Genomic DNA, 23,081 nt, shown 5'->3' with positions numbered 1-23,081 from the left:
AGCAATCGGTCGAAACCGGTCATCGAAGCCAGATCGGGCGCAAATGTCCGCTTTGGACCGTTGCAGCCTTCCCGTGCGAAGCGGTGCGATAACTCAGTTCAGCGTGACGAAGCGCGCCATGTCGTCGCGCGTCAGATAGTGGACATCGTCGAACGGGGTGCTGTTGGTGAGCGCGTAAAAGGCGCGCGCCTTGGCATCGTCCATGCCCATTTCGCGGTAATAGCTCAGATATTCGGCATGGACGGGATCGTTCGCGGGATAGTCGTTCGCCTCGCGGCCGGTGTCGTCGGCCCAGCTGTGGACGCCGAATTCGGCGTCGGGCGCGGCGCGGCGGGTGGCGCCGGCGAGCCAGAGTTCCACCGCGCCCGAGCGGACCGATCCGCCGCTGGGGACGATGGTTTCCAGCCCCGCGCGACGGACGGCGCGCGCGAGGATCAGGTTCGCTTCCTCGTCGAGGCTGCCGGGGCAGTCGATCATTTCGAGGCGCTTGAGGTGCGGGTAGGCGGCGAGCATCGCGGCGAACTGGCGCGGGGTCGCCGAGGTGACATCGCCCGCCATCCGGACGGTGGCGTCGTCGACCACCGCGAACGGGCCGAACTTCGCCCTGGCGTGGCCGAGCGCCCTGAGCGTGCCCGAAGGGGCGTAGCGGCGCGTGGCGCCAATGTCGGTGTCGGTATCGGCATCGTCGGCGGTCGCTTCGTCGTCGAAGGGCGCGGCCTGTTCGTCGATAGTGTCGTCGTCGAAGCCGGTATCGGCGGCCTCATAAGTCCAGGTCACCGTCGTCGTGACGACGATTTGCTGCGCCTGCGCCGGGGCGAAGGCGAGGATCGCCGCCAGCGCGGCGACGATCAGGGTGCGGCAGAGAGCGGCCGGTGAAACCATGGCGCTGCTTTCGCGCGCGCGCGGCTTCCAAATGGCAAAGCAACAGAGTCAGCGCGGTGTTAACCGCATTGCGGGACGGATGGCGTCCTCCAGATTCCGCTCGTGTCGAGCGAAGTCGAGACACCGGGCAGCATGGCGCCATTCCGATAGGCCTCTCGGCTTCGCTCGATGCGAACGGGAGGTGATGGTTATTCCGCCTCGCAGAGCGCCTTCAATTGCTCGGCGACCGCGCCCCAGCCGGAGGTGAATCCCATCTCCTCATGCTGTTTCCGCGCCTCGTCGGTCCAGTGGCGCGCCCAGCCGGTGAAGCGCGTGCCGCTGCCTTCGGGCGCGATCTCCCAGCCGCCGATCATGAAGGGCGTCGCGGGCGCCATTCGCCCGTCGGGTCCGATCATCACCGCGTCGGTCGACACGAAGCGGACACCGGGGACGACCTCAAGGAAGATGCCGTCGCTCGGATGCGCTTCGCCGTTTGGGCCGTGCATCGTCATCGCGGAGCGCCCGCCGGAGCGCCAGTCCTGCTCGATGATCTCGGTCGTCCACGGCTTCGGGCACCACCATTCGGTGATCCGGTTCGTCATCACATCCCACACTTTTTCGGGTGCGGCATCGATATAGATGTCGACGGACAATTCGCGGGGTTCGGTCATCATGGTCTCCTGCGAGGAAGATTCAGTCGCGGTCGGGGGCACCGAGCGGGAAATAATGGCGATAGGGACGGGCGCCATCGACCGCGCGCGCGACCGAGGGATGCGCGAGCAGGCGGGCGCGATAGGCGCGCAGATTCTCGTACGTCTCGGGAATCTGGTGGACCCAGTCGGCATAGAAGAGCGACGGCGCCGCCGCGCAATCGGCGAGCGTGAAGCCATAGGGGGTCGCCCAGCCGCCGCCCGCGAGCTCCTTGTCGAGCCAGGCGTAGATGGTGTCGAGCTTTGCCTTCGCGCCGTCGACGATCGACTGGACATGCCCGCCCGGACCGCGGATCGCATCGTTCACCACTTCCTGCATCTGGCCCATCACATGATTGTCGAAGATGCGGTCGAACAGCCGGACCTTCAGCGCGGCGTCGAAATCCCCGGGGATCAGCCGCGGTTCGGGGACGAGATGGTCGAGATATTCGATGATGATCGACGCCTCGAACCAGGGCTGGCCGTCGTGGACGATCAGCGGGAATTTGCCGATCGGCCAATGCGCGCGCAGTTCCGGCCCGTGCTCGGGAAATTCGGGATCGACGTTGCGATATTCGAAATCGATGCCCTTTTCATAGAGCGCGATCTGCGCCTTCCAGCTGTAGGACGAGAAGGGATGGCCATAGAAAATCAGCATCGGCGGGCGTCCTTGCGGGTCAGCCATGCGAGCGGCAGACCGATGAAGAAGATATGCGGAAAGAGCGCGACCGCGCCCTTGACGAGGTCGGCCGGCGGGAAAGGTGCGCCGAAGCGGAGCGGCAGGACGATCGCGTTCATAACCAGATAAAGGCCGAACCCGTAAAGAGTTCCGGTCAGCCACCACGGCTGGCGCAGCGCGGGCATGCGGCGCGCCGCGAAGAACCAGACGGCAACCATCGCGAGCATGATCGCAAAATGCGTCGCAAGTCCCGCGAGCGCGCCGCCGAGGCCCCAGTCGCCGGCGCCGTCGCCGAATGGGCCCTTGGCGACGCCGCGGAGCATCTGGCCGGGATTGCTCCCCGCGAGCACGCTCCACACCGCCGCATAGGCGATATCGAGCGTGCCGCAGAGCAGCCAGGCGAAGAGGAGCGGGCTACGCCGCCCCAACCGCTTCGCCCCGGATCGCGGCCTCGATCGCGGCGACGTCGATCTTCTTCATCGTCATCATCGCCTCGAACGCGCGCTTGGCGGCGGCCTGATCGCCGCTCGTCATCACGTCGGTCAGCGCGCGCGGGATGATCTGCCACGAAATGCCCCATTTGTCCTTGCACCAGCCGCACATGCTTTCCTGTCCGCCGTTGCCGACGATCGCGTTCCACAGGCGGTCGGTCTCTTCCTGCGTGTCGGTGTGGACCTGGAAGGAAAAGGCCTCGCTATGCTTGAAGGTCGAGCCGCCGTTGAGGCCGATGCACGGATAGCCGAGCACGGTGAAGTCGACGGTCAGCACATCGCCTTCCTTGCCGCTGGGGTTGTCGCCGGGGGCGCGGTGGATGCCGCCGACCTTGCTGTCGGGAAAGGCCGCCGCATAGAAGTTCGCGGCTTCCTCGGCATCCTTGTCGTACCAGAGGCAGAGCGTTGCTTTGTTCGACATCATTTCTCTCCCTTGATCGGGCCGCCGATCGACCAGAGATGGCCGAACGGATCCTTCACCTGGGCGTAACGGTCCCCCCAGAAAGCGTCGTGCGGTTCGAGCGTCGACGACGCGCCCGCGTCGATCGCGCGCCGGTACCAGGCGTCGGTGTCGTCGACGTGGAGATGCAGCGTTACGCCCGTCGGCGGGCTCATCGCATGGCCGCTATATTCGGGAAAATCGTCGTGCATCATCAGCGATGCGCCGTTGATCGTCAGATGCGCGTGCATCAGCCGCACGCCATCCTCGGCGGGCATCCGCATATTCTCGGTCGCGCCGAACGCCTTGATATAAAAGTCGATCGCCTCGCTGCCGCGCTTGTCGGGGATCGCGATATGCGGTGTGAGGCCGGTGGTCGGGCCCTGATTGGGATTTGCCATTGCTGCTCTCCTCTATTTGCGCGGACCGACAAGGCCGAAGGCGGCGCCCTGCGGGTCGATGGCGTTCATCGCATATTCGCCGCCGGGGATTTCCATCGGCCCGTTGGTGACGGTGCCGCCGTTCGCGGTCACTGCCGCTTGCGCGCGGTCGATATCGTCGACGCCGATGTAAAAGCTCCATATCGATGCGGGCATGCCGGGCATCAGCGGCATCACCGCGCCGATCCCGACGTCGCCGCGCTGAAGGAAGCGATACGCGCCCATCTCGCCCATATCCATCGCGCCTTCCTGCCCCCAGCCGAAGTGGCGGGCGTAAAAGGCGATCGCGCCGTCAGGATCGCTGGTTGCGAGCTCGTTCCAGCGGATGTGCTGCGCCTCGGTCACCGAAAAGACGTCGCTCTCCATGCCTTCCATGCCCTCGGGAGGCTTGGGGGCCATGACATAGAAGGGCGCGCCCTGCGGATCGGTGACCATTGCGATGCGGCCGACCGGAATGTCCGACGGCGGCATCTGCACGCTGCCGCCGTCGGCCTTGATCGCGTCGACCGCGGCGTCGACGTCGGCGACGTGCAGATAGCCGATCCACAAGGGCCGCGCGCCGCCCGCGATCATGTCGGCATTCAGCGCGAGCACGCCGCCCGCGTTGCCGCCGTCGCTGCGGCCGATCATGCGGTAATCGATATCGCCGGCGGCGGGGTCACGCTCGGACGCGATCGTCCAGCCGACGACCGCGCCATAGAAGCGCGCCGCGCCCGCCGGGTCGGGGGTCATCAGTTCGTACCAGATGAAGTTCGATGCTTGCGTCATGATCGGGTTCCCTTTTTCCAAATGCGGCATCTTCTTGACCCTCCCTAGGGCGAAGCCGTGGGAGGGGGGTGCGGGGTTGGATTGCCCCCGGCAATCCAAGTCCAGTCCGGGGGGCTGGACGACCCAGCACTCCGCGGAGCGGATGGTGGAGGGGCTTGCGGCGCTTGCGCCAATGCCCCTCCGTCAGCCCTGCGGGCTGCCACCTCCCCATCGCTTCGCGACAGGGAGGACTTGCTTCAGGCCATCACGATCGGCTCGAAACCGCCGTAGATCATGCGCTTGCCGTCGAAGGTCTGGTCGTTCGGATCATGCTGCATCCGTTCGTCCTTCATGAATTTTTCCCATCCCTTGGTGCGCGTTTCCTTGTCGGGCCACTCGACCCAGCTGAAGACGACGGTTTCGCCGTCCTGCTTGTGCGCGGCGCGGTTGAAGTCGGTGACCTTGCCGTCGGACACATCGTCGCCCCACGCCTCGACCACGCGCGTCGCGCCATAGTCGCGGAACACCTGCGACGCCTTGTCAGCCATCGCGCGATAGGCATCCTTGTTGCCGTCGGGGACGGGCAAGACATACCCGTCGGCATAGCCGGTGGTGCCGGCAGCATGGTCGTCGACGATCGAGTCGAAGCCGCCGATGATCATCCGCTTGCCGTCGAACGGCATCTCGCCGCCCATCGCCGCCATGCGCGGATCGTTCATCATCTTTGTCGTCGCGGCGTCGCGCGTCGCCTTGTCGGGATATTCGAACCAGCTGAAGACGACGGTCTCGTCGGGTTTGGCCTGCACGGCGCTCTTGAAGTCGTTGAGCTTGCCGTCGGGGACGTCGTCGCCCCAGCATTCGACCATGCGCGCGACGCCGAATTCCTTGAACAGCGGCGCGGCGTCGGCGGCGTGCTTGCGATAGGCTTCCTTGTTGGCGGTCGGCACCGCGAGCACAAATCCTTCTACATAGGTCATCTTGTCTCTCCTTAGGGGGGTGGGAGTTTTCAGGCGGCGGGTGGACCCGCTTCTTCGCTGAAGGCGTCGAGCTGCGCGGCGAGCGCGCGCTGGAAGGCGGGGCGCGCGAGGCAGCGATCGAGATAGGCTGCGACGCGCGGCTGCTCGGCGACCAGCCCGGCCTCGACCGCCTCGCGCAGCACGGTCGCCATCGCGATGTCGGCGACGGTGAATTCGCCGACGAGATAGGGCTTGTCGCCGATCGCGTCGTTCAGACGGCCGAGCCGGCCCTGAATGAACTCGATCAGGGACGGCCTACGAAGCTTCGCCCACTCCTCGTCCTTCGCGAACAGGTCGACATTGCCGAGTTCGAACAGCATCGGCTCAACGCTGTTATAGGCGGCGAACAGCCAGGCGAGGGTGTTGGCGCGCTGCTGCGGATCGCGGGGCATCAGCCGCGCGTCCTTCTCCGCAAGATGGAGCAGGATCGCGCCGCTTTCGAACAGACGGATGCCGCCGTCGTTAAGCACGGGCACCTGCCCCCACGGCTGGAAGAGGAAATGGTCGGCGGGGCGGTTGATCGCGCTGATCAGATGCTCGGCATAGTCGAGCCCGATTTCCTCGCACGCCCAGCGCGGGCGGAGGTCGCGGACGAAGCCGCGCGCGAAGTCGGGCACCCAGTCGAACGCGGTGACTTCAAGGCTGCTGTCGGGGTTCACCGGCATGGCTAGTTCCTCTTCCCTTTGATATAGGCGACGATCGACATCGCGTGGCCATGGCCGAGGTCGAAATCCTGCTTCAGCCAGTCGGTGACCGCGGTCGCCTTGACGCCGGGGGCGAGGCCGTTTGCATCGGCCAGCCCCTTTTCGGTGGCGATGGCTTTCAGATCTTCGGCCGATTTGCCGCTCTTCGCCTCCACATTGTCGAGATAGGCCTGGAAGCTCATGTGCCCGCTCCCGTCAGCCGGCGACTTCGGGGACGGGCGCTTCGCCGTTCGCGACGGCGGGGTCCATCCAGAAGGGGCCCCAGACATGGCCGTCGGGGTCGAGGATGTCGCGGCCGTACATAAAGCCATGGTCCTGCACCGGGTTGATGTCGGCGGTGCCGCCGGCGGCTGCGGCGGCCTCGGCCATCGCATCGACCGCTTCGCGGCTGCCGAGCGCGAGCGCGAGCGACACCTCGCTCGACCCCGCCGGCGCGATCGGCCGGTCGGTGAAGCCCTTCCATTTCTCGTGCGTCAGGATCATCACGAAGATCGTGTCCGACCAGACCATTGCGGCGGCGGTGTCGTCGCTGAAGCGCGGCTCGTTGGTGAAGCCGAGCGCTTCATAGAAGGCCTTCGACCTTGCCAGATCGGCGACGGGTAGGTTCACGAAGATCATCTTCGGGGTATCGGACATGCTCTCTCTCCTCACTTCGGTCCGAACAGCATCCGGACATAACGCTTCAGATGGGTGACGGTCCCGCGCGCAATCGCCGGGTCGTTCGTGGTTTTCGCCAGGACGAAGGCGCCCTGCAGCACCGACTGGAAATGCTGGGCGAGGCCGATCGCGGTGACGTCGTCGGGCACGCCATATTTGTCCATCGCGGCCTGGATGTCGGGGGCGAGCGCCTCGCAATAGGCGTTGATGCTCGCCTCGCACGCGGCGCGGATGCGGTCGCTCGTCGCATAGGCCTCCTGCACCATCGTGCCGACGAAGCAGGTATAGTCCTCGGTCGGGCCGTCGAGCATCGCCAGGCGGAAATCGATATGACCGAGCAGGCGGTCGAGCGGATCGTCGAGCCGGTTGTGCGGCGCAAGTTCGAACATCGGCCGCGCGCGCTCGGTCCAGCCCTCGGCCGCGGCGACGCCCAGCGCTTCCTTCGATTCGAAGTGATGGAAGAAGGCGCCCTTGGTGACGCCCGCGACCGCGCAAATCTCGTCGACGCTGGTCGCGGCATAGCCCTGCCGCCGCACCGTCGCGTGCGCGGCAGCGATCAGCGCGGCGCGCGCGCTGCCCCGCGGGGCGCGGGTCTTGCTGGCGGCGGGGGTGCGAGTCGTGGTCATGCGAACTGACATACCGACCAGTTGGTATGTTGTCAAACGCCGATCGGCGAATTGCGCCAAGGCGGCGCTAAATTGACTCGACCTTCCCGCGACTTGGCCTAAGAAGGCACGGGAACAAAGGGGGATCATGGTCGCAATCGTCTCAACCGTCGCCTACCTCGGCATCGATGCGCGCGGGGTCGAGGTGCAGTGCCAGATCACGCCCGGCATGCCGCGCTTCGTCGTCGTCGGCCTGCCCGACAAGGCGGTTGGCGAGAGCCGCGAGCGCGTGCGCGCGGCGATCGCCGCGATCGGCCTGTCGCTGCCGCCGAAGGTGATCACGGTGAACCTGTCGCCCGCCGACCTGCCGAAGGAAGGCTCGCACTACGACCTGCCGATCGCGCTCGCGCTCTTGGGCGCGATGGGGGTGATCGATGCCGAGACGCTGGCGGGCTATATGATCGTCGGCGAGCTCGGGCTCGACGGGCGGGTGGCGGCGTCGCCCGGCGTGCTGCTCGCCGCGATTCACGCGGGCAGCGTCGAGCGCGGACTGATCTGCCCGGCGGCGCAGGGGCCCGAAGCGGCGTGGGCCGGAAGCGTCGAGGTGTTGGGGGCGCCCGACCTCCTGTCGCTGCTCGCGCATTTCAAGGGGCAGGCGATCCTGTCGCCTCCGGTGCCCGGCGAGGTCGAGGCCCCGGTGCGCGCCGCGGACCTTGCCCAGGTCAAGGGGCAAGAGACGGCGAAGCGCGCGCTCGAGATCGCGGCAGCGGGCGCGCATAATCTGCTATTCAGCGGCCCGCCCGGATCGGGCAAGTCGCTGATGGCCGCGTGCATGCCGGGCATCCTGCCCGAGCTGACCCCCGCCGAAGCGCTCGAAGTGTCGATGATCGCGTCGGTCGCGGGCAGCCTCGAGGGCGGGCGGCTCGTGCGCGCGCGCCCGTTCCGCGCGCCGCACCATTCGGCCTCGATGCCCGCGCTCGTCGGCGGTGGGCTTCGCGTGCGGCCGGGCGAGGTCAGCCTCGCGCATCTTGGCGTGCTGTTCCTCGACGAGCTGCCCGAATTCCAGCGCGGCGTCCTCGACAGCCTGCGCCAGCCGCTCGAAACCGGCGAGGTCAGCGTGGCGCGCGCCAATGCGCATGTGACCTTCCCGGCGCGCGTCAATGCTGCAATGCACGTAGACTAAAAATGGAAGCCAAAACGGCGGGAATGGGCCTTTTTCTTAGCCTACGGTTGCTCGTCGCGGGGCTCGCTGATCCCAAATTTGGTTACTTTGAAGATATGGTCGCTGATCGCGTAACCACCAATATGCACTTGGCGAGCATGGCTGAGCCGTAGCTCATGAACGATATCGCGCACTTGATCGGGTTCTAAATTGAGATCTACATCGACATACGCCTCGTAGAATTGTCCGCCGCCGATAATGCCGCGTTCCATCTGTAATCTGGATAGATCGCTAGACAGTTTGATGTGGAAGCGCAGCTTCGTTCCTGTCACCTGATCGCCGCCCCGCCAATAGTCATTGGCGATGCCAGAGATGGTAGCTTCGTGACCACCCTCAATTTGCCCTGACGCATAGTAGCTGGCGCTCAAGCCATAGCCGTGATCCTGCCACTCGTTAATCCTCAGCATCGTAAGGGAGATTTCAGGTTTCCCACTGGTATCGAAGATCGGTGGTGTATTCTTGAACATCCTGTCCACCTTAATCTGGTGAGGGGCCTTCCTCTAGTATTTCGTAATCGTTCACGTCGATATGAACGACAGTGCGCCCTTCGCTGTCGTCGTATTCAGGAGGCCATTCATCTGACACGACAAACGAAATCAACGACCCCGCATGAAGCCCTTTTTTGTATTGCTCCGTTCTGATCGTGATCTTGTCGCCAACAGAAGGCGCGCGATCAGCCTCCGTCGAAAAAAGGACTGACCCGCTCAGTGAGTAACGCAATTCCATCCTGTCATCCTTTCAGAACGCATCGTGTGTAATCGATTTTTCGCCATCATCTCAAGCCGCCCGTGCGCCAGTTCAGATAATCAGCGACGTTCTTTGATGAACTCGTAGTCCACAGGCAAAGCGTGTTCGCATTTGGCATAGCTGGGGAAAATGCCCCTAGCTGCGTTCTCCGCAATCATATGTCCACGTAGCAGCGCACGGCTGGTAAGGATTTTGAGCGAGCTTTTGTAATCGACCTCCTTGTGCTTTGGAGGCGGATTCTGTGGGTCCAGCATCCCGCTATAGGTTCTGCTGAGCTTGGCCCGTAGGCCGATCTTCCACAGCGGTTCGTCAACGTGAGTGGCTTTGATCGACAAGCAACGCAGATATTTCCGTGCGCCTGTGACGATGCGCCTGTCAGATTCCACCTTGTATTTTGGCACAACCGGCGAGGTGTCACGGTCTGTGGGCTGAACCTGATCGAGCAAATCGGCAATCTGCTTCAATATGCGCGCCTTGGGCATTCCAAGCGGTATAGCAGCCATGAGAGTGCTTCGCTCCCCTTGGGCTACCCAAGTTGAGGCAGCAAAGTCCTCGACGCTGACAGACGCTGGATCAGCCCCATAGCGCATAACTCCCAAGCTGGTGACGCTAGGCGCTTTCCCGCCGTGGCTAAAGGCTCTGAACGCAAAACGCTCCACCCATTCTTCTAGGTCAAGCGTCACGTCGCCTAGGTCATCATAAACTGCCCGCACGGTATCAAAATCGGCCGGCAAAGTCTCACGGCCTGAAAGCAGGCCCACGCTCTCCAATCGAGCAAGCTCGTAGCTAGGGCTGACACGCAAGGCATCATAGAAGAACCTTGTCCGACCAATTCCAGCCAGATTAAGGCGTCGCCCCTGACGCTCAACGACGCTGTTGCGGGTCCATCGTTTGGCCATGCAGGTTAACTCGTTTCTTAGAATATCATCGAGTTACTCACCTATCAAGGCAACCCTGACGTATCAATAGCTCATCGACGCAGCAACAGCGCAACGTCGTTTGAGTGAGCACGACGGGCGATAGGCCACTCAATTTCACCATCGCTCAGGAGACTAAAACATGTCTAATACAACTACCCCTAACGCACTTCGCGTTGGTTTGGACCTCAAGCGCGTGTTTGCGCCTAAGCCCAAAAAAGCTACGTTCACAAAATATGATCGTCTGCTCTATGAAATCGAGCAGCGTCGTGAACGCGGCGAAGTCAATCACCTCAAAGCAATGTGCGCTATGCGGTGGCTGGCAGTAGCAAACAGCGGCGACACTGGAATTGGTGCGCTTAGCCCGCAGCAAATCCAACTCATCGCTGATGATTGCTACACCAATGACAACGAGGAATCCCTCGTGCGTGACATGGACGCATATTTTCAGTCGCTCACCAAAATCGACGAAAATACACCTGTGCCTAGCACCAGTCGTTTCGCTCACGTCTTTGCTGCCTAACAACAGCTAATCCAAAAACCAGCACTAATCCCACTTGCTCAGCCCTGCGCTTTGCAAGGGGGTGACGTGCGCTCAATTGAAAAGGAAAATAAGTTGAAAAATCGAAATCGTATCAAATTAAAAAAGGCATTTCAGGCCAACAAGCGAGCGAACAAGGTGGGGGCCATATATGGCATTGAGCTACCCGATAAATCGCTACACATCGAAGATCATATGATCGAATGCGAAGATGGTCTGTGGGTCGTCTTTTGGCCGCAGCTTTGTCATGACGCATTTGTCCAAAAGTATGACGAGCTATCAACTCGTTATGGGCGTGAACTGGACTACGCTATGCGTGGCTCATTTGGCTCAGAAGAAATGCGGGATGGGTTCGCAATCCCGTTTCAGATGTGGGCCGCTCAGCACCCCTAAGGCGTTAATGGGTATCTGACGCACACAAAGCACATAGCAAGACAGCCCACCAAAACTGATGGGCTGTCCAGTGCTTTACAAAACCCCTTACGGGGCGTGATATTTATGCCTTGGGTTTACGGCCACGCTTCTTAGGCGCTTCCTCCTTGGGAGTGCGGAAAGCGACGGCCTTGATTGCATCGTCCAGCTCGCCAGCTTGAACGGCCTTTTTCACCGCAGCATAGAACGCCTTGATCTTGTCAGCGGGAATGATGCCTTCTTTGGCAATGCCGTCCTTGGTGGCAATCTCGATAGGGCGGCTACCATAGCGCACCGACACCTTGGCCTCATTGTCCTTGATGTCATACCATGTGATCTTGCGCTTACCCTCAGGCGCAGCGCCATCAAGATAGCCAAGCTGCTTGTCGATGCCTTTGATAACGGGCGTGCGAATGTCCTTTTCCTTGGCAGCCTTAGCGGGCTTCTTGTGATACTCAGCCTCGGCCTTGGGAATGAAAAAATCAGTAAGCGACATAACCATGCTCCTTCGTGTGTGATGGGTGATACCAAAAAATCGAGAAGTCAACCAAACAGTGCGTTCGCCATCATGCGATCAGTGACACCGATATAATTCTGGGTGGTCGCAATCGAGCTATGTCCTAGCACTTTCGATACGACAGCTATGTTAATGCCACGATCAACCATGTTGGTGGCAAGTGTGCGCCGCCCTGAGTAGCACGACCCTTCCGCAATCCCCGCGAGATCATACAAGCGCGTCATCGCCTCTGAAATACCTCTAGGCGAGAACGCATTGCCTGAATGATTGAGGAACACTCGACCTTCACGCGAACCGATATGCTCACGCAATGCGACAAGGATTTCCTCATTGATGGGAATTGAACGCCCGCTCTTGCGCTTGGAATGACCAATCGGAATGCGGAGTTCGTTGGGACGAAACCAACTGCTATCAAGCCCTGCCAACTCCATCGGACGCAATCCGAGTTTGACAGAGAGTAAAAGCATCAAGCGATACATCTTAGGACGGTTCATATCTTCCGCATGACGGAAGACAGTGGCAAACTGGTCATCGCTTAGGATCGGCGCTTTCATCGAACAAACCTCCTTTCAGTTCGTTCGACCTACATATCTGTCTCCATAATACGAGCCAGAAAAGGCAATTACGGTCTGATTTTTATAAATACAGATATGAAGAAGAATAAGCAGTGGACACCAGAGAGAAGGGCTGAACAGGCAAGGATAATCGGTGATAGAAACCGAGGCGTCCCTAAGTCCGACATTACGAAAGAACGAATGCGTCAGGCCAAGTTAGGCAAGCCGCAATCGCCTAAGCATGTCAGAAAGCGCATTGCTGCAATGGTGAAAACAAAACTCAAAGGGAGATTGGGAGCATGAACCATATTATGAAGTTAAAGAAAGGCGTCACCGTCAAGCGTAATCGCGGCGGCGGGTCCGTGACGATGACAGAAAACAGAGCAATTATCAGATGCCGTTAAGGCAAAATACGAGTGGTGCTGGGAAAGCAGTTCAACCTATTCGAGCGCTTCCGCTATGGCTTTGCGCGTTGGGATAGGCCGTCCACTTGGTTCAGAGCGTCAAGAAAAATCACGATCAACAAGGGGGCGAAATGATACTGATGGAAGGAAAGGAGACTGAATGCGGCTTAAAGGTCGAGAGTCGCTTTTCCGTGGCGCCCGGACCAGAACCTCACGAGATCACTTTATCAAACTCGGTCTATGAATTTATACGGACCTGTGAAACTCACGGCATAAAGGTCGTTGGCAGAGTCAGCGACGGCAGCCTCGGTCTGACTAACAGCACCACCTTATACTTCGCCAACGAAAGCGACCTAACAGCCGCGAGGTTGCTCCTATGATGAACGGACGAGGCACCAAATGGCAGATACGCCATGAGACAAATGAACAAGCCAGCGCGTTCATAAGGGAATGTGACTCCAACGGAATTTCGATGGTTGGGTTCGAGCATGATGATGACGGCGACGGCATCACCGTCCATTTTGAGACGGAAGCTGACCTAATCGCCGCTCAGATTATGATCGCGGAGGAGAACGATAACGAGTGAACGAAAAGCACCTGAGAAGGAAAGTCCTCGACAAAGAAGGCAATCCAGTCATCAATCAATTTGGCCACGCGATCACCCCTGAACTGACAAAAAATGAAATCACATATGTCGAACAGGAGTTAGCGAAAGGACGATCGGTAAGAGGCCTAGCGATAGAGCTTGAAACGACTGAGACACGTATAAAGCAGATACGAGACAACAAAGACAGCCACACAAGGATGATGGACTATCAGAAATCGGTCCTCATTCCAGCTAAACTCGACACGCTGATTGAGTTCGTATTGAAGCAATCCGAACAGATTGACGAGCTATCGAAATCGCTCAGCAAATTGGTCACGGAACAGGGACGAGTCAGGAAGGCACTCTACCTGAAACAGATAGGCGAAGCTAAGCTCAGAACCGATAATCGGAACCTGAAAAACGAGCGCGATGAACTACGGAAACTGCTTCATAAGAAGACTGGTATCGACGTAGGACCATATAAGCGCGATGACTAGCTGTTGGACGGCAACAGTTTAACACGGCAGAATGTGACGATGATGGGGATAGCTTGAAGGGCGGGCTTGGTCGCCTTTTTTCGCTGAGCGTGTCAACCCGGAAAAGGCATACTTTCTGAGGTTATTGCCTTCTCTTTCTGACCTTTCCAACATGAAAAACAGCGACTATCACCAGCCTTTGAAGACGGTCAGAGGGGGTTTTCGATGGATTGGCTAGCCGTAACGCATTGGGTCGGATTGCAGCGAGGCGCGCGTCTGAATGTAATTCCATCACCGTGGATCGACGAGCAGCCACCATATCAGCCGGCCGTGGGCGATAAGTTCGATATCGACTTTATCAATCGTCATCGCCTATCTGGCACAGTCATCACAGCAGCTAAGGACCAGATAGAGGCATCATTCGTCGATGGTAGCACTTATACCATTATACGAACCCCAGCAGACATTGTTGCTGCCCAGCCATCGATCAGGGAATCAAATATCCCGCACGATGATTGGATAGTCGCCTAATAGTTTCTGAACCACCGCTCGGCCCATCAGTGGGTGTCCTATGGTATCAGGACGGCTATGGTTTTATCCACCGCTCAGCACCTGCCTAGGAAGGCAGACCTCCACACATAATGCCTACATGATTGATATGTCGAATCGACCAGAAACAGACATTTTTATTTTTATTTTGTCTGATTGTTCGATTGACACGATTGTTGGCATGGTCCTGAGCATCACCCAGCTTATCCGCTGAATGGCAGACCTCCATATCAAATGCCTATATCCATATGTGTCAAAGTCGAGCCAGAATGCCAAAATATATCGGATTGACAAATTGGTCCATTCTATAGACCACTTTGTATCATCATATGAAAGACCCGTAAGAATCATTAAAAATACGATCCTTCACACTATCATGGCATATTGTTCTGATTTAGATTGACATATTGGTGGTTACAAAGGTCTGTTGATTGGCTGGGCCGCTTGCGTAACTGGTCATGACACACGCCGCCTGAAAACCGTTTTCTGAAAGTCAATCAGATGCCCGTCATTCTGACCAATCACCGTCTCTAAACGGGTCGTAATAATAGTCCCTGCCATGTTTACCCACCGCGTTCAGCATCTTGGTCGTTCCGCGCCATATGGACACTGCTGCAACCGTAGAGACTGTCACCGTGATAATCGTCTCGGTGTCAGGCATTGGACGGAGGATCATCATCAATATGAGCAGCCCGCAGAATGCCATACCTAAGACGCTCAGCAACTGGATGAGCAGCAACATGAAATGGCCAAAATGGTAGATGCGCGCCTTAGCCGCCTTCCACTCAGCCTTGGTCATTTGCTTGTCACTCATATCAGTCCTCAGTAGCGTTCTTGGCGTTCTTCAAATCAGCTATTAGCGACAGCATGGTCTCAGCCATCACGATGGCGTTGAATGAGTTATGCTCAGTCGAGTAGGCAACGAAGCCGTGGATTGCAGCGTGGCGGTTTGGCACAGGATCATTCTTGCACCGCTCTATGTCGCCCTCATTATCGACGTGTTCGTAGAGGTGAGACACAATCCGGCTATACAGGCTGATCGCATACGCGGCCATCGTTGACGGAGATGATGTAGGGCTGATTGGGATGGTAATACTCGGTCCCCCAGCGTCGGTCTGTGGCCAGCCATCCGTCTTTGACTAGCTTGCGCTCTAGGACGACGAGAGGATGGCTTTGGTCTTTCGCACAGGCGTATTTGTCGCCTTCTTTGCCACAGTCATAGTCGAAATCGACTGGCCAGAATTGTGCGGCCACATTGTCGTATTTCAGGTCAGAGATTGCCCGCTTCTCGTCACCAATCTCCCATTTCAGCCACACGTTCGCGCTTCTGGCTTGCGCTCCCATGATTGTGACGCCGCCTTTGGTTGAGCAGGTTACGCCCATGTCATTAGGTTCGTCGCATTCGGTAAAGCCCGATTGCTTCGCGTCTGCGGGCGATCCAGCGAGGATCATGCCGTCCAGCTTGAACGGTGCTGGTGGTTCAGGTGGCGGGGTAGCTTCGCCACAACCTGCAAGCGTCAATATCGCCAGTGCGGCAAGCCTCTTCTTCATAATCCCCCCTTTTACTGTCGCCAGCGGTAGCATTCGGGTGAACTACAAGTCTAGGGCAGCTACGTTGTCACTTCGGTAGGCGCTTGGCTCGCTCTGAGATAACCGTCTCAACGGCTTTATCCTGCATTTGGGCTTCCACTTTCTCCAACACTGTGTCCGCTGCCGAATCTGGCAGTTTCTTGGCTCTGAGAGAATAGGAGAGCGCACGCCGCAGGTTCGCCCGCTCGCTGGAGCAGGAAGTGACCGCTGCCTTCCCAACTGTCGCTGCTTCGTCCTTCAAGCGTGACCAATCCACCGCCTTCTTTCTGATACAATCAGACCACATCATTGTGAGCAATCTGGACCGCTTCTCCGCAAATTCAGGATCGGACAGAGACTTCTCAACGTGCTTGATGTATGTCTCGCGCAAGGTCGCCAGCCAATCATCGGCCAATTCCGCGCCCTTCTCTGTCGAGATATATGTGTCAGGCGTTACGACTGCTTTGGCGTATTCGGCTTTAAGATGGGCGCACGACGCAATGGCAGCATCCACCACTAATTCGGGCGTTGCATCGGCAAGATGGTTTTTCATTTCTGCCTTGAATGCGGCGTCCATACACGAGATAGCGCGGTCGGTTATCTGCTCCGAATTGGATAGCGCGGTATCAAGGGAAGTGCCGGTTTCGGCCTGTCCCGCCATCAAGAGCATAGCAGTCAATAAGAACACTGTTTCCCCCTTAGCGGCAAATCTGCCACGCTACCTTCAATTCCTCAGTCTCGAACTCGGCTGCAATATAGCCGAACGATATAGAGGTGCCTGACCGTTTATCAGTGCCAGGCACAATGTCATCACCCTGTTTGCTGTAGAGCAGGATCGTCTTGTCAGGGGCATATAGCACCGTTCTGACGGCTTCATTGTCATGCAACGCCCAGACGGGTTGAGTGAGATCGAGTTGCGCTACGACTATCCAATTCGGCCCCAAGGCCTTTTCCAACCTCTCCCCAAACTCGCGTTCCCTGCGATGATAGAGAGGTGTCATTTTCTTAGGAAAAGGCTCAGGCGCATCAACCGCCGTCAGCACCAAGTCTGCCGTCACCATATTGGACCAACGGTGTATTGCGCCTTGCAGTTTCATCTTTGCCCTGAGCTTCATCAAGGGCGCGATCGCTGCCGCCATTTCGTCCAGAGTAGGAATGTATGTCATCACGCGGCCCTACCGCGATTGCCATTAAAATCGACTAAATAGTTCAAAGGACTGGTGATTGGACTCCTATAGGGGCGTTTGACTCGCGGCGCTAACATCGGTCCACCTGCGCGGAATAGCTTGGCCCCCTCCTAGTCGTAGGGCATTATTGGGCTACTCGCGTCAACGCTGCTCAATCATCGAGTCATGGGGGCTACAGTTCAGTTAAGGTGGGCAAAGGGTTATTGAGAAAGCGGGTGTAAAAGCCCGCTTTTTCTGTCTGACGGGCGATCATCCGTGCATCGTTATAAATACAGGATGAAGAAACAAACTCCCTACCAGCAGCCCACAGAAAAGCAGGTCAAGGACCATTGGCAAGCACAGAAGCCTAGTGTTTTCCGCAAGCCACATTCCCGCGATAAAGGGCTGACAATCGTAAACTCGCCAGACGAGTTATCTGGGTTGTTAAATGCTGAGATAGAGCAAGGCCCACAGCGCACATTCAGGATGAAAACTCCTCCCAATATATCTTTCACTGACCCCACATTGCATATCCAGAATTTGATACGAATGAGCCGCGAAATGACAGCGGATGAGTTCAAGCAGCAATGCAATTCGCCGATGGAATTGGCCCTGTATGAATATCTCTACAGCGCCATCAATCCAAACTCAAAGGCAATGGGACTGCTCAAATTGCAGGAGTTGCTATTTCGCGCTCAGCAGGAAGCAAACAAGCAAATCAATGTGGAGGCTGCTCGCGAGGAACGTAAGGAAGAGAGATTGAGGAAGATGATGCGTCGCATGAAGCAGATTGCACCACCTGAAAATAATCCATCCGAAGGAGATGAATGAGAGGACTATCACTTAACGAAAAATACGATCTAATTGACGACATAAAAGGGCATATCAGAAGCCTTGGTTTCGACGTTTATCAGGACTGGCTTGAGCAGCAAGACGACGAGTTTCGCGAAGATATATTTGACCTACTAGCTGACCCGATTTTCGCCTTAGAAGAACATCAACGGATGCCAGATGGCGATTGGCGCATTTGGCAACTCAAGATGGGCCGCGGTGCTGGCAAGACCCATGCTGCATCATCTAATTGCCATGTCTTTGCGCGTGATTGGTTTCCCGGCGGACAGGGTATCTTAGTCGGGGCAACCGTCAAAGACGTTCGAGATACCATGATAGAGGGCGATAGCGGTCTGCTCGCAACTGCCCCTGACGATTTCATCCCCCATTACAACAAACACGAAAACATCGTGCGCTGGCCTAATGGGTCAACCGCCATAATCAGAACTGCTGACAATCCAGAAGATATTCGAGGTCCATCCTTGCTCTGGGGTTGGGCAGACGAGTTAGTCAAATGGCGCTCAGAAGCCAGCTTTGACAACCTCATGCGCTGCATCCGTAATTACCACGAACGCGGCACCCGCCTGATACTCACCACTACGCCTAAGCGCACGAAGCAATGGCTGCGCGAGATCCCGAACCGACCAGACGCCGGCATTGTCATCACGTCAACGGCCACCACGCTCGATAACCGGCATTTGGACCCAGCGTATCTAACCGCCATGTCCAAGGACTTGACCAGCGCCAGAGCGCGTGAGGAAGTCTTAGGGGAGGACTTAGAGGTCGATGGCGATCTTTGGAACAGCGATAACCTAGCTCAGAGGCGCGTCGAAGCCACGCTAGCCCCTGAGGTATATGCAGGGACGTGCCAAACCCGTTTCCTCTCCATCGACCCTTCACAGGGCAAAAGGGACGAGACTGGCATCTTGCTTTGCGGTGAGAAGCGCGTGGGGCGCCAGAACAATGTCAGCGTCATTATGGACTGCTCCACACAGGACAACATCGAGGTCTGGACCAATCAGGTTGTCAGCCTCGCACAGACATACCTCAAGAACGGATCGCGGGATTATATCTTGCTGGAAACCAACGGCCACGTTGGGACGGCCGATCTTATCAAGATGAAGCTGGCGAACGCAGGGCTACGCTTGCGCGTCATTGAGGTGACTGTTGGCAACAAGAGCAAGTGGCAGCGCGCGCAAGAGGCGTTCGTTCACTACGAGCTGGGGCGCGTTGCCATCTATGGCTACCACCAAGAGCTAGAGCGCCAGCTAAAGGAATGGGAGCCAGAGTTGGCCAAATCGCCTGATAGGGGTGACGCATTCACACAGGCGGTAAATCACGTCTGCAAGGCCAAGGCTGCGCGCCTAAGTCCGTTCATGGCAACAGGCCGTCTGTTCTGATCGCTTTCAATAAATAGCAGGAGTTTCGTATCGAGGATTAAAAATGGGGTTATTGGATAGGTTTTACAAAAAATCGGCGGATTATAGCAAAGACGAACAGCACAATCGCAATCGCTCATGGATGCTCTCTGGCGCAGGATTAGTCACAGAGGAATCATGGACTAACACCGCCAATTATGCGCTCCGTGCGAAAAAGCTCTACCTAGATTGCCCTGTATCACGTCGCTGCATCGACATACGCGCAAACAAGATACGATCCGTTCAAGTTCAGGTAGAAAAGGGAAATGATTATACCCGTCGATTGATCGAACGTCCCAATTTCGTTGACCGCACATTCAACCAAATGCTGTCCGTTGTCGAAACGGAATTAGACCTAGGTGGCGATGGTTGGCTTTTCCTAAACACCACTCCCGGTCAGTCACCGACATTAGAGGTTCTGAGACAGGACTTCATCGACAACGATCCAGTCAATAATTTCATCGCATACAACCCAGCAAAGGCATTGCGCGGTGGTGGTGAGCCAGAGCTTGTCTTTCATACCAACCCTGAAATCCCATCAATGGTGGATGCCGTGTATAAGCGCGGGCCAGACGGGCGCTTGCATGAGATACAAGGCTCCCTGCTCCATATTCAGCATCACAATCCATTCAGTTCATCGTCAGGCAGCGGAAGCGGTGACGCGATAATCCGTTCTGTCGATTTGTGGCTGCTTATCGACGGGATGCTCAACAAGAGGTTCAAATCAGGCGGTCGCAATCAGGGGTTCCTTTCCCTGCCCAACAACATCGAGGAATTGACCGACGAGCAATTCGCTGAGCTAGAATCCCGATTGAAGAAAATCAGCGAGCTAAACGAAATCCAATATGTAGCTGACGGCACCCAATTCCTTAGCGCCCAGATGACATTGAAGGAGATGGATTTAGTCCAAATCCGCAATCAGCTTGAACGCGCAATATGCTCAGCCTTTGGTGTTCCTGCCGTCATGGTCAACATGGAAGGCGAAGCGTCATATGCCAACCAACGTGGCGTTGACCGCATATTCTACACGGGCGAATTGAAGCCAAGAGTTGACTGGATATTAGGTCATATCCAAGCCTTCTTGCGAGATAACACAGCCGACAAAAGATGTGTCCTCTCCATCGACGAGAGCGAAATTGAGTATCTAAAGACCGACAAGATGGAGTTAGCCAAAGCTGCTTCATCAATGAAAATCGCAACCGTGAACGAGTTGCGCGCAATGATTGGCATGGAACCAATCAAAGGCGGTGATGAGCTTCCTACAGCGAAGCCAGAACCAGCGGAATCAGCCGCACCTATCGACCCAGCAACTGACGTCCCATCTGACGAACCCCGTCAGGTGTCCCACAACGCGGACACATCACGCAGAAATGGCCAGCGATAAATAAATAAAACAAAAAGGCAGCATCGCGAACATATGACAAAACCATTTTTGACGAAGAGTTTTAAGGCACAGCTTATCGACGACAATTATGTTGAGGGATTTGCCTCCACATATGGAAATATCGACTCCTACGGCGACATTGTTGAACGCGGAGCATTCACCAAGACCCTTCAAGAGAGCAAGCACAAGGTCAAATTCCTTTGGCAGCACGATATGAAGCAGCCAATTGGCGTCATCGAGGAATTGCGTGACGAACCACAGGGCTTGTATTTCAAAGCCCGATTTTCAAACAGCACCGCAGGGCAAGATGCCCGCATTCAGCTTCAAGAGGGTGTCGTTGACAGCTTCTCCATAGGCTTCCGTTTGATGAAATCCTTAGCTGATAGAGCGCCAAATGGCCGACCAATCAACCGCCTTCAAGAGATAGCATTGGCTGAAATTAGCGCGGTCACCATTCCTGCAAATGACCAAGCCAAATTGATCGCCGTCAAGAGCGCATTATCCACCGATTTTCCAGAATGCGATGAGGAAGAAATCGAAGTGTTGTTCAAGGAGTATCAGGCATTTTTAGACATGAAGGCTGCTCAGGAAAGCGACGAAGAAGATGAAGAAACTGACGACAGCACAGATGGCGACACTGTTGATGATACTACTGAACCAGCCACAGACGAAACCACAGATGAAGCCGACGAAAAAGCTGATCCTGTTGAAGAGGATGAGGAAGAGGTAGCAGAGGATGAAGGCGCGGAATCTGACGACGAGGAAGATGCGTTCAACAAGGAATTGGACGCAAAATGGCTCGATTACAAGATCAGAAAGCGTCTTAAATCACGCGCATAATCACGCATCCTACTAAATAGATTTATAAGTTCAACCAGCACTCATTTTGAGCCGCTGTCTCACCGTTTGGAACCGGCATTTTGGTCATTCCCTCGGCAAATAGTCGAGGAATATAATGACTAAAGAAACCAACTCAATTGACCAATTATTCGACGAACTCGATACCAAAGCTGACGCTTCCGCTATCGACGAAGTGAAATCACGTCTCGAAGCATTGGAAGATGCAAACGCAAAGCGTTCAAGCATCAAAACCGACGACACCAAGGTCGATGAAAAGGCTGACAAGCTCGCAGCTTCAAACCTCATCATCAAAGGTGCAGCAAATTACAACTTGAGCCTTAAGGCAACTGAAGCATCAATCACCGTTGATGCAGAAGGTGGCTATGCGCTCCCAAAGATATTCAACCCAGAAGTCACTGATTATATCAGAAAGACCTCGCCACTTTTTGCTTTGGCAAAGGTCATCAACAGCGGTTCAAAATACAGCACCCTCGTTAAAATCGACGGTTCAGACGCACGAACCCGCACTGAAAAAGGCGCATTAGAAGCTGGCACAGTCGATACCTATGCAGAAATCGTCATGGGTCAATTCGACGTTTATGACAGCCAAAAATGGACTGCATGGGCAGAAGAAGGTGACGCAGTTATCGACTTAGCTGGCGAAGTTGTCCGCTCAGTTGGTGAAAATATGGGTGAGAAAATGGCGAGCGAATTGATGCTCGGCACAACCACCAACACCTTGAATGGCGTTTCAGACGTCACCTCAATCAACACCGGCTTATTGACCCTTACACAAGCAGCAGGAAACGCAGACCGCTTTACCAATTCAATCGGTAAATTGGGCGTCTTTAGCGCAGAAATTGCAGACGATGGCACCGACGATTGGTTCGGCATTTTTGCTGACTATTTCTCTACCCTACACAGCAAATTCAAAGGCAGCACATCACACGGCGTTATCATCTCAAGCGAGCTTGAATTGAAACTCCGCAAGTCACAAGATGCTAACAAGAATTTCCAATGGGCAGGCGCACAAGGCGTAGCTGGCGCACAACCTGGCACTATCTGGGGTGTCCCATATTATGTGGACGATTTCTTACCAACAATCGCAACCGCTGCTGGCAAACCAGTCGCACTTGTTGGTGACTTCTCCAAGTATATTGTGAACCAATATAGCCCAGTGAAAATGATCCGCGATGAAGTGACCGCACCGGGCTTCATCAAGTATCACTCACGTCAACGTATCGGTGGTGTTTTGACAGACTTCCAAGCTGTTCGCGGTTTGGTTCTCACTGTCGCATCAGGCGATTAATAATCAGAACATCAGGGAGGGGTCGGCCTAAGGTCGGCCCCTTTCTGCTGCCTCCAATAAATACATAAAAAGTGAGGTCATCCACCATATGGTAGCAGAGATAAAAACATCAGGCACGGACGCAAATTCGTGGCTCACATTAAACGACGCAAATGTCATCCTAGCTGAAACTGTCCACCCGCGTATCGCAATAGGGTTCCAGCTTACGACAGGTGACGTGACCCCCAGCTTTCCCCCAGCTGGTATTAGAGCCGGGCGGTTGTTTTGCGCATCAGCGCGGTTGAAGCAATGGGCTGCGTAGCGGAGCCCGTA

Annotated in this window: 31 protein-coding genes and 2 pseudogenes; 11 read left to right on the top strand and 22 right to left on the bottom strand. The window is 56.5% G+C overall.

The genetic code is table 11. From position 1 onward, the window contains the following. Window positions 1-93: 93 nt before the first annotated feature. From ATE64_RS20270 to ATE64_RS20215, 13 genes and pseudogenes are all read right to left on the bottom strand, one after another. Window positions 94-882 carry a hypothetical protein gene (locus tag ATE64_RS20270; protein ID WP_058456513.1) on the bottom strand — a complete coding sequence of 263 codons (789 nt, stop codon included), beginning with the start codon at window positions 880-882 and terminating at the stop codon, window positions 94-96. 188 nt (window positions 883-1,070) lie between these two features. Next, window positions 1,071-1,532 carry an SRPBCC domain-containing protein gene (locus ATE64_RS20265; protein ID WP_156416660.1) on the bottom strand — a complete coding sequence of 154 codons (462 nt, stop codon included), beginning with the start codon at window positions 1,530-1,532 and terminating at the stop codon, window positions 1,071-1,073. Window positions 1,533-1,554: 22 nt separating this feature from the next. Continuing rightward, the gene (locus ATE64_RS20260) at window positions 1,555-2,208 is read right to left on the bottom strand and encodes a glutathione S-transferase family protein (protein WP_058456511.1); all 654 of its coding nucleotides are present in this window, start codon (window positions 2,206-2,208) and stop codon (window positions 1,555-1,557) included. Further along, on the bottom strand, window positions 2,202-2,657 hold the full coding sequence (locus ATE64_RS20255; protein ID WP_058456510.1) for a hypothetical protein: 456 nt from the start codon (window positions 2,655-2,657) through the stop codon (window positions 2,202-2,204). The genes ATE64_RS20260 and ATE64_RS20255 overlap by 7 nt, the downstream gene beginning before the upstream one ends. Beyond that, the gene (locus ATE64_RS20250) at window positions 2,644-3,141 is read right to left on the bottom strand and encodes a VOC family protein (RefSeq protein WP_058456583.1); all 498 of its coding nucleotides are present in this window, start codon (window positions 3,139-3,141) and stop codon (window positions 2,644-2,646) included. Before ATE64_RS20250 ends, ATE64_RS20255 begins: the two co-directional genes overlap by 14 nt. Beyond that, on the bottom strand, window positions 3,141-3,560 hold the full coding sequence (locus ATE64_RS20245; protein WP_058456509.1) for a VOC family protein: 420 nt from the start codon (window positions 3,558-3,560) through the stop codon (window positions 3,141-3,143). The genes ATE64_RS20250 and ATE64_RS20245 overlap by 1 nt, the downstream gene beginning before the upstream one ends. A gap of 12 nt (window positions 3,561-3,572) precedes the next feature. Then, window positions 3,573-4,367 (bottom strand): VOC family protein, encoded by a 795-nt coding sequence (locus ATE64_RS20240; RefSeq protein ID WP_058456582.1) that lies wholly within the window; start codon window positions 4,365-4,367, stop codon window positions 3,573-3,575. A gap of 236 nt (window positions 4,368-4,603) precedes the next feature. Then, window positions 4,604-5,008, bottom strand: coding sequence for a DUF1428 domain-containing protein (locus ATE64_RS22285; protein ID WP_331458630.1), 405 nt, complete (start codon window positions 5,006-5,008; stop codon window positions 4,604-4,606). Next, a pseudogene (locus tag ATE64_RS22280) lies at window positions 4,991-5,323 on the bottom strand (DUF1428 domain-containing protein); the annotation flags it as partial. The gene ATE64_RS22285 and the pseudogene ATE64_RS22280, both read right to left, overlap by 18 nt. 29 nt (window positions 5,324-5,352) lie before the next feature. Then, window positions 5,353-6,027: a glutathione S-transferase family protein gene (locus ATE64_RS20230; RefSeq protein ID WP_058456507.1), complete on the bottom strand. Its 675-nt coding sequence runs from the start codon at window positions 6,025-6,027 to the stop codon at window positions 5,353-5,355. A gap of 2 nt (window positions 6,028-6,029) precedes the next feature. Next, window positions 6,030-6,248: a DUF4287 domain-containing protein gene (locus ATE64_RS20225; protein WP_058456506.1), complete on the bottom strand. Its 219-nt coding sequence runs from the start codon at window positions 6,246-6,248 to the stop codon at window positions 6,030-6,032. Window positions 6,249-6,261: 13 nt separating this feature from the next. Further along, window positions 6,262-6,702, bottom strand: coding sequence for a VOC family protein (locus tag ATE64_RS20220; protein ID WP_082657925.1), 441 nt, complete (start codon window positions 6,700-6,702; stop codon window positions 6,262-6,264). Between the two features lie 11 nt (window positions 6,703-6,713). Next, window positions 6,714-7,349, bottom strand: a complete 636-nt coding sequence (locus tag ATE64_RS20215) for a TetR/AcrR family transcriptional regulator (protein WP_058456580.1) — start codon at window positions 7,347-7,349, stop codon at window positions 6,714-6,716. Between the two features lie 127 nt (window positions 7,350-7,476). Here ATE64_RS20215 and ATE64_RS20210 point away from each other — a divergent pair. Continuing rightward, window positions 7,477-8,502 (top strand): annotated as a pseudogene (locus ATE64_RS20210) (YifB family Mg chelatase-like AAA ATPase); the annotation flags it as partial. A 50-nt stretch (window positions 8,503-8,552) separates the two neighbouring features. On the opposite strand, the gene ATE64_RS20205 reads toward ATE64_RS20210, so the two are convergent. The 3 genes from ATE64_RS20205 to ATE64_RS20195 form a co-directional block, all read right to left on the bottom strand. Beyond that, complete coding sequence (locus ATE64_RS20205; protein ID WP_156416658.1) at window positions 8,553-9,017, bottom strand: hypothetical protein; 465 nt, start codon at window positions 9,015-9,017, stop codon at window positions 8,553-8,555. Between the two features lie 10 nt (window positions 9,018-9,027). Next, a complete protein-coding gene (locus ATE64_RS20200) occupies window positions 9,028-9,276 on the bottom strand; it encodes a hypothetical protein (RefSeq protein WP_058456504.1) in 249 nt (82 codons plus the stop codon). A gap of 80 nt (window positions 9,277-9,356) precedes the next feature. Next, the gene (locus ATE64_RS20195; protein WP_058456503.1) at window positions 9,357-10,196 is read right to left on the bottom strand and encodes a hypothetical protein; all 840 of its coding nucleotides are present in this window, start codon (window positions 10,194-10,196) and stop codon (window positions 9,357-9,359) included. Window positions 10,197-10,356: 160 nt separating this feature from the next. Here ATE64_RS20195 and ATE64_RS21865 point away from each other — a divergent pair, with 160 nt between their 5' ends. Next, window positions 10,357-10,737: a hypothetical protein gene (locus tag ATE64_RS21865; RefSeq protein ID WP_156416657.1), complete on the top strand. Its 381-nt coding sequence runs from the start codon at window positions 10,357-10,359 to the stop codon at window positions 10,735-10,737. A gap of 66 nt (window positions 10,738-10,803) precedes the next feature. Then, window positions 10,804-11,148 (top strand): hypothetical protein, encoded by a 345-nt coding sequence (locus ATE64_RS21860; protein WP_156416656.1) that lies wholly within the window; start codon window positions 10,804-10,806, stop codon window positions 11,146-11,148. Between the two features lie 103 nt (window positions 11,149-11,251). On the opposite strand, the gene ATE64_RS20185 is transcribed toward ATE64_RS21860, so the two are convergent. Together ATE64_RS20185 and ATE64_RS21360 are read right to left on the bottom strand one after the other, a co-directional pair. Next, on the bottom strand, window positions 11,252-11,662 hold the full coding sequence (locus ATE64_RS20185) for a hypothetical protein (protein ID WP_058456501.1): 411 nt from the start codon (window positions 11,660-11,662) through the stop codon (window positions 11,252-11,254). Window positions 11,663-11,709: 47 nt separating this feature from the next. Further along, window positions 11,710-12,237, bottom strand: a complete 528-nt coding sequence (locus ATE64_RS21360; protein ID WP_082657923.1) for a site-specific integrase — start codon at window positions 12,235-12,237, stop codon at window positions 11,710-11,712. Between the two features lie 780 nt (window positions 12,238-13,017). Between ATE64_RS21360 and ATE64_RS20175 the strand changes: the two genes are divergently transcribed. From ATE64_RS20175 to ATE64_RS21850, 3 genes are all read left to right on the top strand, one after another. Then, the gene (locus ATE64_RS20175; RefSeq protein WP_058800191.1) at window positions 13,018-13,227 is read left to right on the top strand and encodes a hypothetical protein; all 210 of its coding nucleotides are present in this window, start codon (window positions 13,018-13,020) and stop codon (window positions 13,225-13,227) included. Further along, window positions 13,224-13,724 carry a hypothetical protein gene (locus tag ATE64_RS20170; protein ID WP_058456500.1) on the top strand — a complete coding sequence of 167 codons (501 nt, stop codon included), beginning with the start codon at window positions 13,224-13,226 and terminating at the stop codon, window positions 13,722-13,724. The genes ATE64_RS20175 and ATE64_RS20170 overlap by 4 nt, the downstream gene beginning before the upstream one ends. 204 nt (window positions 13,725-13,928) lie before the next feature. After that, complete coding sequence (locus ATE64_RS21850; RefSeq protein WP_156416655.1) at window positions 13,929-14,234, top strand: hypothetical protein; 306 nt, start codon at window positions 13,929-13,931, stop codon at window positions 14,232-14,234. A 526-nt stretch (window positions 14,235-14,760) separates the two neighbouring features. On the opposite strand, the gene ATE64_RS20165 is transcribed toward ATE64_RS21850, so the two are convergent. The 4 genes from ATE64_RS20165 to ATE64_RS20145 form a co-directional block, all read right to left on the bottom strand. After that, window positions 14,761-15,066: a hypothetical protein gene (locus ATE64_RS20165; RefSeq protein WP_058456499.1), complete on the bottom strand. Its 306-nt coding sequence runs from the start codon at window positions 15,064-15,066 to the stop codon at window positions 14,761-14,763. Window positions 15,067-15,278: 212 nt separating this feature from the next. Further along, window positions 15,279-15,803, bottom strand: a complete 525-nt coding sequence (locus ATE64_RS20155; RefSeq protein ID WP_156416654.1) for a hypothetical protein — start codon at window positions 15,801-15,803, stop codon at window positions 15,279-15,281. 67 nt (window positions 15,804-15,870) lie between these two features. After that, window positions 15,871-16,509, bottom strand: coding sequence for a hypothetical protein (locus ATE64_RS20150; RefSeq protein ID WP_058800395.1), 639 nt, complete (start codon window positions 16,507-16,509; stop codon window positions 15,871-15,873). Between the two features lie 10 nt (window positions 16,510-16,519). After that, window positions 16,520-16,987 carry a hypothetical protein gene (locus ATE64_RS20145; RefSeq protein WP_058800396.1) on the bottom strand — a complete coding sequence of 156 codons (468 nt, stop codon included), beginning with the start codon at window positions 16,985-16,987 and terminating at the stop codon, window positions 16,520-16,522. A gap of 297 nt (window positions 16,988-17,284) precedes the next feature. On the opposite strand from ATE64_RS20145, the gene ATE64_RS21845 reads away from it, so the two are divergent. The 5 genes from ATE64_RS21845 (at window position 17,285) to ATE64_RS21350 (ending at window position 22,769) form a co-directional block, all read left to right on the top strand. Beyond that, the gene (locus ATE64_RS21845) at window positions 17,285-17,818 is read left to right on the top strand and encodes a hypothetical protein (RefSeq protein WP_156416652.1); all 534 of its coding nucleotides are present in this window, start codon (window positions 17,285-17,287) and stop codon (window positions 17,816-17,818) included. Then, window positions 17,815-19,218, top strand: a complete 1,404-nt coding sequence (locus tag ATE64_RS20135) for a terminase family protein (protein WP_058456493.1) — start codon at window positions 17,815-17,817, stop codon at window positions 19,216-19,218. Before ATE64_RS21845 ends, ATE64_RS20135 begins: the two co-directional genes overlap by 4 nt. Before the next feature lie 43 nt (window positions 19,219-19,261). Further along, on the top strand, window positions 19,262-20,620 hold the full coding sequence (locus ATE64_RS21355; protein ID WP_082657921.1) for a phage portal protein: 1,359 nt from the start codon (window positions 19,262-19,264) through the stop codon (window positions 20,618-20,620). A 33-nt stretch (window positions 20,621-20,653) separates the two neighbouring features. Further along, on the top strand, window positions 20,654-21,460 hold the full coding sequence (locus tag ATE64_RS20125) for an HK97 family phage prohead protease (RefSeq protein ID WP_058456491.1): 807 nt from the start codon (window positions 20,654-20,656) through the stop codon (window positions 21,458-21,460). 115 nt (window positions 21,461-21,575) lie between these two features. After that, entirely contained in the window at window positions 21,576-22,769 is a 1,194-nt protein-coding gene (locus ATE64_RS21350; protein ID WP_082657919.1) for a phage major capsid protein, read from the top strand. Window positions 22,770-23,081: the final 312 nt, after the last annotated feature.

The sequence above is a fragment of the Sphingopyxis sp. H073 genome (assembly GCF_001468395.1).
Taxonomy (GTDB): Bacteria; Pseudomonadota; Alphaproteobacteria; order Sphingomonadales; family Sphingomonadaceae; genus Sphingopyxis.
Note: the sequence above shows the minus strand (reverse complement) of the source record. Positions and strands in the feature narration are given on the sequence as shown.